Origin of the sequence: Brevibacterium moorei (assembly GCF_024580735.1) — a bacterium.
GTDB classification, from domain to species: Bacteria; Actinomycetota; Actinomycetes; order Actinomycetales; family Brevibacteriaceae; genus Brevibacterium; species Brevibacterium moorei.
The window spans coordinates 1-1209 of the sequence record NZ_JANIJX010000060.1 but is presented as its reverse complement, the minus strand read 5'-3'; the positions used below and the strand labels follow the sequence as shown (position 1 = coordinate 1209).

1 protein-coding gene is annotated in these 1209 nt (G+C 66.7%); it reads right to left on the bottom strand.

Annotation, left to right across the window (positions count from 1 at the left end; translation table 11 throughout):
- Positions 1 to 215: 215 nt before the first annotated feature.
- Complete coding sequence (locus tag NQ034_RS16035; protein ID WP_257050020.1) at positions 216 to 950, bottom strand: hypothetical protein; 735 nt, start codon at positions 948 to 950, stop codon at positions 216 to 218.
- Positions 951 to 1209: the final 259 nt, after the last annotated feature.

Below are 1209 nucleotides of genomic sequence, written 5' to 3'. Positions count from 1 at the left end.
TTGTGTGGGCTTGTAGTCACGGGTCATGAGTCCACGTGACCATGGGTATGGTCATGATGTGGTGAGACATGGTGGTCATGATGTTGTGAGACATCTGTGGTCACGATGTCCCGAGACTTCACAGCAGGTTCCGGGGCGCAGAATCCGCATGAACCGGTCACTCGATGGGGCGGGGCATCATCGAGTGGGAAAACACCCCCAGGCGCCCCGTACCCTCAGACCTCCCCGCGCAGCAGCGCACTCAGCTCGATATCGAGCCCGCGTTCGGCCAGCGCGGCGGCGTAATCGTGTTCATCGGCCAGGCGGAACATGACTTCCAGGGTGCGCACGGCCTCGGCCGCTTCCAGATCGGCGACCGCGCGCAGGGCGTCCAGCGAGCGCGTATGCCCACAGCGCACGGACTCGGCCCAGCACTGCCTGGCGCGGATCACGTCCCCGTCCAGGGCGTGGGCCAGGCCCAGGCGGAAGATCACCTCGGGCGCATGGTCGTCGCCGGAACGGGCCAGGCGGATCAGCCAGATCTGTGCCAGGCCCAGGTCACGGGCTTCGATCGCGTCCTGTGCCATGAGCGTCATCGCGCGCGGATCCGCGTGTTCGTTCGCCGCCCGCGTCCACCACTGGCGCGCGCGGACTATGCGGCCCTCGGCGCGGGCGATCCGCCCTGCCTCGACCATGGCGTCGACGTCGCCGGACTCCCCCGCTTTGCACAGCCAGAAGTCCGCGACAGCGTCACGGCCGGCGGCGCGGGCGATGAAGCCCAGGGTGCGGATGGCCGGGGCGCAGCCGGCCCTGGCGAGTCCGCGCATCAGATCGAGCGAGTCGTCGATCCGCCCGGCGGCCAGCAGGTGACCGGCGCGGGCCAGCTGCCCGGCCATAGCCTCGGCGTCCGAGGTGTCCCGCTGCCCCCAGGGGCCCTCGCCCGCGTCTCCACCGCGCGCCACCGGTTCCATCCACCCTCCTCCAGGTCCGCGAATCCGAATACAGAGTTAGCTTAGGCTTAGTTGGCTGTTCATGCCAGTTCCCACTCGCTGCCGGAACCCATCGGCGAGTGGGCGGTTTATGCAGCCACCGAGTCCGAAAACCTGCTGTGAAGTCTCGGGACATCGTGACCACAGATGTCTCACAACATCGTGACCACCATGTCTCACCACATCATGACCATACCCATGGTCACGTGGACTCATGACCCGTGACTACAAGCCCACACAA

Bases quoted from the DNA above. Each gene is read 5' to 3' on its own strand.
- NQ034_RS16035 (WP_257050020.1), bottom strand. From the start codon at position 950: ATGGAACCGGTGGCGCGCGGTGGAGACGCGGGCGAGGGCCCCTGGGGG.